Origin of the sequence: Chamaesiphon sp. OTE_8_metabat_110 (assembly GCF_031382685.1) — a bacterium.
GTDB lineage: Bacteria > Cyanobacteriota > Cyanobacteriia > Cyanobacteriales > Chamaesiphonaceae > Chamaesiphon.
The window spans coordinates 1-7,170 of the sequence record NZ_JANMZA010000622.1 but is presented as its reverse complement, the minus strand read 5'-3'; the positions used below and the strand labels follow the sequence as shown (position 1 = coordinate 7,170).

General features: G+C 46.0%; 8 protein-coding genes. 2 read left to right on the top strand and 6 right to left on the bottom strand.

Annotated elements, in window-relative coordinates; genetic code table 11:
* From RMO52_RS22390 to RMO52_RS22365, 6 genes are all read right to left on the bottom strand, one after another.
* Positions 1-222: hypothetical protein (locus RMO52_RS22390; protein ID WP_310418737.1), on the bottom strand; the 222-nt coding region annotated here is incomplete at its 3' end.
* A gap of 285 nt (positions 223-507) precedes the next feature.
* Positions 508-3,195 (bottom strand): trypsin-like peptidase domain-containing protein, encoded by a 2,688-nt coding sequence (locus tag RMO52_RS22385; RefSeq protein WP_310418735.1) that lies wholly within the window; start codon positions 3,193-3,195, stop codon positions 508-510.
* A 55-nt stretch (positions 3,196-3,250) separates the two neighbouring features.
* Complete coding sequence (locus RMO52_RS22380; protein ID WP_309744223.1) at positions 3,251-3,784, bottom strand: COP23 domain-containing protein; 534 nt, start codon at positions 3,782-3,784, stop codon at positions 3,251-3,253.
* 2 nt (positions 3,785-3,786) lie between these two features.
* The gene (locus RMO52_RS22375; RefSeq protein ID WP_310418731.1) at positions 3,787-4,311 is read right to left on the bottom strand and encodes a COP23 domain-containing protein; all 525 of its coding nucleotides are present in this window, start codon (positions 4,309-4,311) and stop codon (positions 3,787-3,789) included.
* 124 nt (positions 4,312-4,435) lie between these two features.
* Entirely contained in the window at positions 4,436-5,008 is a 573-nt protein-coding gene (locus tag RMO52_RS22370) for a COP23 domain-containing protein (protein WP_310418728.1), read from the bottom strand.
* Positions 5,009-5,124: 116 nt separating this feature from the next.
* Entirely contained in the window at positions 5,125-5,832 is a 708-nt protein-coding gene (locus RMO52_RS22365) for a trypsin-like peptidase domain-containing protein (protein WP_309744217.1), read from the bottom strand.
* Between the two features lie 281 nt (positions 5,833-6,113).
* Here RMO52_RS22365 and RMO52_RS22360 point away from each other — a divergent pair, with 281 nt between their 5' ends.
* Positions 6,114-6,419, top strand: coding sequence for a hypothetical protein (locus RMO52_RS22360; protein ID WP_309744215.1), 306 nt, complete (start codon positions 6,114-6,116; stop codon positions 6,417-6,419).
* Between the two features lie 273 nt (positions 6,420-6,692).
* Positions 6,693-7,170, top strand: a 478-nt coding sequence (locus tag RMO52_RS22355) for an NADH-quinone oxidoreductase subunit H (protein WP_310418725.1), incomplete at its 3' end; no start/stop codon positions are given.

Genomic DNA, 7,170 nt, shown 5'->3' with positions numbered 1-7,170 from the left:
GGTGATGCGGACGGTGATGTCTTTGGCAACCCGATCTACTTTTGTGCTGGCTTGCTTTTGGGCTTCGTCGAGTTGCTGGAGTTCTGGATCGATATTTTGCGAGATTTGGGTGGACGATTTGGGGTTTGTCGTGGGGTGATTCGATGATGCTGTTGCTTGTAGGAGCGAGATCCCTGGGAATAAAAACAGGCTCGATAGAATAATTGGCGTAATATTTTTCATATTTTAGCAATTTTTTAGTAGTTTCAGCTTCCCGAATTATTGGAGAAGTCTGGGGTCTAGCGTAATTCTGAAAAGTCTAGTTTCTGGGCATTCTTTAGTGGAATGCAACTGTTTGATTGAATCCATCGCCCTTTGAGACAGAGCCATCCGCACATGCTGCCGCAACAACTCAGCATATATTATTTAAGTAGGTAGGCATAATTAAATATAAAATACTGTGTAGGGTGGGCACTGCCCACCATCTAAGTTTCAGGCATTATCTATTTAATAAATATTTGCACCCACCTACCTAATTAAACTCATTGCTTTTTGATATAAATCCATCCGTCCTTGCTGCCTAAACAACTCAGCCGCTCTCCTGATATCCCCAATAGCTGATTCTTCCTGTCCTAACTCAGCTTTAATAAGACCGCGATTATAGTAAGCTTCAGCATATTGAGAATTTAGTGTAGTGGCTCGATCGAAATCTTGGAGGGCTGCTATTTTCTGCTCTAATTGGTATTTAACAGCCCCGCGATTATTGTAAGCATCAGCCAATTGAGGATTGAGGGCAATGGCTCGATCGAGATCTTGGAGTGCTGCTATTTTCTGCCCTAATTCGGATTTGACGAGTCCGCGATTACCATAAGCCTGAGCCAATTGAGGATTAATGGAAATGGCTCGATCGAAATCCTGGAGTGCTGCTATTTTCTGCCCTAATTCGGATTTGACGATTCCGCGATTACCGTAAGCTTTAGCATGTTGAGGATTTATGGAAATGGCTCGATCGTAATCTTGGAGTGCTGCTATTTTCTGCCCTAATTGGTATTTAACAATTCCACGATTGTAGTAAGCAGATGCAGATTGAGGATCGAGCGTAATGGCTCGATCGAAATCTTGGAGTGCTGCTATTCTCTGCCCTAATTGGTATTTAACAACCCCGCGATTGTAGTAAGTATATGCCTCTGGTTGCCCATTGATGATGAGATTATATTCCTCGATCGCTGCCGATTTATTGTCCGATACAATTAGTATTCGCGCTCTTTCATTTCGTAACGTCAGATCGCTCGGTTCCAGCGCGATAGCCTTGTCTATCGCTGCTAGAGCTTGAGGATAATTTCCCGATAATCTCCAAAGAACACTCTGGTGTCTCCACAGGTAATAACTACCCTTAATCACCGATGCTGGCTCCTTACTCACAGCAGCAATCGCTTGCGAGATCGCATCTGTTGCCGAGCGAAGGTCGCCAGTCAATCCTAGTGCTAAAGCCAAGCCATAATTACCCGACACTACTTGCCCTCTAGCAGCCGCAGTTCTAAAAGCCTCTACTGCTTTCCGATATTTCCGCATTCGATATAATTGCCTGCCATAGGCTAATGAACGCTCTCCCCGCTCATCGCTACCTTGCGGTGGGGTGATATTTTCCATCGCTTGCCGAATATTACTGTTTTGTGCGGCAGTCAATGGTGCTGGTGGAGTATCGATAACTGTCAATAATTTCGGCGCGACACCTAACTGTGTCAATAATCCGGTAAAGGTTTGAATCGAGATCCCCGCACTATTGAAATCTTCTCCTTCGCCCCTACCATGAATCCCGATGATATTTCCCGCCCGATCTAAGACTGGCCCCCCACTCATGCCGCCATAACTAATACTGCTGTAAAGTAGATCGTATCGATCGGCAAATGTAGCTTGAGTTTGAGTCTCAAATTTACCCTGTTCGCGGCTATATACAAAGCCAGGATTGAGTTGCCATTGCCACAGGGGGCTATTAATTTTAGCCCGCGCTGGAAAGCCGCCGACAAATACGATGTCATTGTCATTAGGGCTAGATCGATTCAATTTACCAGTTGGATAATCATTGGTGCTGGTAAATTTCAGCACTGCGAGATCTGTCCCTTTCGCAACTACGGTGCTGGTGACGGGATGCCGATCTTGTTCGTAGGTGACGATTTGGGCAGTTCCCTTGTTTTCGACTACGTGTTTGGCGGTGAGGACATAGTAATTATTACCTTCACGAGCGACAATTACGCCCGAACCACTCTCGTTATTCTCGATGCGGACTGTCATTTTCCGCGCTTGTTGATTGCGCTCGGCGATGAATCCCGTCGGGGTGGCTTGTTGTGTCACCTTGGGCAAATTATCGTAACCGTAGAGGATATCGGGCTTGACAGTAGTGAGAAAGTTATAGATGGGTACGCCCCAATTAGCCTCGCGATATTTTGCCGCAAGTTTAGCTAGCGGTTTACTCCCATCGTTGTAAGTATAGTTGGATAAAATCGGTGCCGCACCAATGGTATTGATGCCCAATAATGTCCCCGTTCCATCAAAAATTGGCCCCCCGCTCATCCCTTGACGCACGCCTTTTTCGCCTTTGGCAATCTCGTACCCGATTTGGGTGCCGTTATCGAAGGGAATATCGGAAAGTTGGGTAATTGCACCTGGGGAAATTCTGAGAGCTTTGGAGTCAAACGGATATCCCGCGCTGTAAATATTGCGATCGTTTGGTTTGAGGATACCTGGATTGGCGAGGTTCGCTAATTGGTATTTTTTAGAGCTGGTAAATTCTAGTAAGGCTAAATCGTACTTACGATCGAATCCACCATCGATCGGTTTAGCTGTATACTTCTGTCCATCGGGTGCTTGAATTTCAAATTGGCTTGTGCGCCGCGTGACGTGGGCATTGGTGAGGACGAGGTAGGTATTGGCCTTTTTAGCAATCAGGACACCTGAGCCGCCATTAGTACCTGATGTGATGCGGACGGTGATGTCTTTAGCAATCCGATTTACTTTGGTGCTGGCTTGCTTTCGGGCTTCGTCGAGTCGATCGAGTTCTGAATTGCTATTTTGGGTGATTTGAGTGGTAGAGTTGCTGTGCGATGTAAGGTTTGATAATGTTGTTGCTTGGACTATTCTCCAGCGGAGAGGCTTCGCCAACGAGATTGCTGGCAATAAAAATAGGCTAGCGAGAATAGTTGGAATAATATGTTTCATGTTTTAGCAATTTTTTAGTGGGTTTAGTAGTCCTTTACACCACCCTCGTCGATGTCTACTTGTTCTTTAATCGATCGCGTAACAACTGCATATCGATCTCATTTTCACCACTAGATTGAGAAATCGGCGTTCCTTTATCTGGGTTGGACAGTGTACCGCGTATTCGATCGAGCATATCTTCAGCATCGCTGCCATTATTGAGCGTCAATAATAGATTGGATCGATCGCACGTTCGTTCGGTATAACGTACCGCACAAATTAGTCCTAGTCCGCTAGCTTTATCTATGCCCGCAATCAACTTATCAAAACTGCCGCGATCCCATGCCAATTGAAATCGTTTGGATACCATTTCACAACGTTGTTGATTAGTCATCCCTTTCGGCGGTGTGTATTTCCACAGAATCAACGACACAGGCTCAGTCGTGCCACTACTTACCGCTTGGGTGGTGGGAACGATCGTGCCAGATTGATTGATACGACCGCAAAAAAATTGGACGTTATCTGTTTTCTCCCTGGCTAAAGATGGGGGCGAGACAATGAGTATAGGTAGAGATAAAGCGATCGCGATCGACCTAAATAATCTATTCATGATTAATTAATAATACTGCTAATATCTACAATGCCATCCCCAGAACTTTGGGGAACAGGATTGCTACCAGTTCCAGTTTGAATATCTTTCATCCGTTCGATCGTTTCACTAGCCTCGGCACCATTTGCCAAGGTAAATAACATGCTCGATCGAGTGCAGCTAGTCGCTCTATCTTTCATCCCACAAATAATTCCCAATCCCGATTGTTTATCGATTCCAGCCGTAATATAATTCAATCTTTTGGCCGACCATGCCTGTTGAAAATTAGCGGAAACCATATTGCAGCGAACTTGAGGGGTATATTTACCACTCAGTTTCGATTTCCATTGAATCAACGCGACAGGTTCGCGCCTGGATGAGCTGGCAACTAAGGTGGTGGGGACGATCGCATTACTATTGGGATCGAAAGTTTGACCGCAATAAAACCTTACTTTTGTGGGCGATTGGGCGATGGCGGCGATCGATACCACAATCGAACTAATAGTTAATCCACTGACGAGCGCGATCGTAATTAAGCTATTTTTCATGTTTATTAAAAAGTATAGTCTTCCCGATTTATGCAACAGCAATCTAAAATTTGGAGCTGTGGGTTGATGGCGACAGCTTACCAACCCACAGCTCGACAATCGACAATCGATCGCCATTTGTCAACTACTTTTTGCGTAATAGAGCAAAATTGCGAAGATCGACAACTCGGTTGCCACTGCTTTGATACTGGGGCGTACTTGCCGTTCCAGCGAAGACGCTAGAGAGTTCTTCGAGCGTCGTACCAGCATCTTGATAAGATTTGAGCGTGAATAACATATTGGTGCGATCGCAAGGCTGTTCGGCGTTAGCCATCGCACAAATCATTCCCATACCACTTGTTTTATCGATACCCGCAGTCAGATAATGGCGACCCTGTTGCAGTGATGCTTGAAATTTGGGCGAGACTGTTTCGCACCGCTGTTGGGGTGTAGTTTTAAAAGCCTCACTTTTCCAGATAATTAATACGAGTTCTTCTGATGCGCCGCTCACCTTCGCCACAGTAGCCGGAAGGTTGCTTTTGCTGCTCGGATCTGCGGCTTTACCGCAATAAAATTGAACTGTCGGCGTATTTTGGGCGATAGCTGCTGTGGGGATTGTCGTCACCACCGATCCGGTAAAAATAGCAAGGGTAGATAACCAGATTGTGGTGGCAATATGCGATGTGAATGCGGAACGGGTTTGGTGATGTAATTGCATAAGAATTGATTTAAGTTAGTTGAATGTCAGCTTGAGCTAGGAAATTAATGAGTTTGCTACCCTTAGTCATCTAAATCGGGCGGTTAACCAGTGAAATATGCAGCAGCACCGAAAAGTTATTCATTCTCGATCGTCGCTACAGGCGAACTTTTCCCCTGACGTGCCTCGTTGACAAATTGACGGACTAGATCGACACCGATTGCATAGTTGAGTCCGACATTACCCGTATCTCGACCAAATCCACCTGTATTTACACCAATTACTTCGCCTCTGTCATTTAACAATGGCCCGCCAGAATTTCCTGGATTAATAGCGGCATTGTGTTGGATGAAATTACCACCGTCACGGACGGCACTGACGATCCCAGTGGTAAATGTACTTTGGAAAGCCTCTCTAAATGGCGTACCGATCGCATAGGCATTGTCCCCGACTTTCGCTGAGGTCGCGGCTGGGGCAAGTGTTGGAAATTTTCGACCCCGACGATTGATTTTGAGCAGTGCTAGATCCAGCCCATTTCTGCCGAATCCCACTACATCAGCAGGAAGTTCTGTTTTCCCGTCCGCCATCATCAATGTCACCACTGCGGGTTGCCCTTTGACTACATGCGCGTTGGTAACAACATAACCGTCATCGCTGATGATAAAGCCACTCCCATGTCCACGAATACCGCGAATCGTCACCACGGCAGGATTCGCTTTGGCATAGACGCGATTGGCAGTACTGGCTACTGGTGGTTTCGCAATAGCGGGGGTAAGATAAGCAGTACTGATGCCACCGCAGGTTAGGGTGGCAAGCAATAGTGTGGTCAGAATTTTAGTTTTCACAAGCGGATGGTTGGGGATGGATGTTTGCTAGGGATCGAGTGCGATCTCAACTATCACACATACACTCTTTCGGGCTGAATCGATCGAATAGTGCAAGTTACGATAAACTCGATCTCGATCTACGCCAATTTGTTTATTCCGGCAGTTTCATCTAGTCGATCGTCATGATGCCGAAATCGTGACAATAGTGACCTAACATCCTCATTAGCGAGATTAGGAGATTAATCTCCCAATATTTGTTAATATCGATTCTGGAGGAAAGCGGTGATGTTGAGAATTAGGTGCTGATAAATATCATTAGATTAATTGCGATCGGATTGTTCGTTTGGTTGGGGAGTGTGACTCCAGCCAGAGCAGAATTTTGTCGTCAGGTGGACGGACAGCAGATCTGTATTATTGATATCAAGCGCAGTGCGAAAAATTACTGGCAATATCAGGCAATGGTGAGGATCGATGGGATCGACATGCCAGCGGCATCTTATGATTGTCGCGATCGCTTAATTACCGACCCCGATGGGAATATGTCCTCATTTCGATCGCGCAAAGATGGTCGGATTGTCTGTAGTCTGTATCGATCGAGAGGCTAGCGAATCGAAAGCTAGCTAAAACCACTGCCGGACAGCTAGGAACTGCCGTACCGCGATATACTAATAGTGATGAAAATCATACTTAGAGTATGTTGCCGATGCTACCACCTCACCCGATCGCGCGGGATGGACGAGCCTGTCATAAATAGTCAAGAGACACATACAGCTTTTCTGATGAAGATGAGGTGTGAAGTAGGAATCTTAAGCTAGCTCCTAACTGACAACCTCATTCAGAGACTCGCGCACATACCTCACTTAACTAAGAGCTGCTATATGAACTCAGGTATTGACCTTCAAGGAACTTTTATCCAATCCCTTAGTGACTTGGGGATCTCCGCCGAACTAGCTAAAGTTCTCTGGATGCCATTTCCGATGTTACTGATGATTATCGGTGCCACCGTCGGCGTACTCGTCAATGTCTGGTTGGAGCGCAAAATCTCCGCCGCCGTCCAACAGCGGATCGGCCCAGAATTTGCTGGCCCCTTGGGCGTCTTACAACCAGTCGCCGATGGATTGAAACTGGTATTTAAAGAAGATATCACCCCCGCTAATGCCGATCCGATTTTATTTACCGCTGGGCCGATTATTGTCGTCCTCCCGGTATTTATCTCCTACTTGATCGTTCCCTTCGGTCAAAATTTGTTAATAACCAATGTAATTACGGGCGTCTTTTTGTGGATTGCGTTTTCGAGAATCGTGCCGATTGGTTTGCTGATGTCTGGCTACGCATCGAATAATAAGTATTCGCTCA

Coding starts and splice junctions, on each gene's coding strand:
- RMO52_RS22385 (WP_310418735.1), bottom strand. CDS start 3,195: ATGAAACATATTATTCCAACTATTCTCGCTAGCCTATTTTTATTGCCA.
- RMO52_RS22380 (WP_309744223.1), bottom strand. CDS start 3,784: ATGAATAGATTATTTAGGTCGATCGCGATCGCTTTATCTCTACCTATA.
- RMO52_RS22375 (WP_310418731.1), bottom strand. CDS start 4,311: ATGAAAAATAGCTTAATTACGATCGCGCTCGTCAGTGGATTAACTATT.
- RMO52_RS22370 (WP_310418728.1), bottom strand. CDS start 5,008: ATGCAATTACATCACCAAACCCGTTCCGCATTCACATCGCATATTGCC.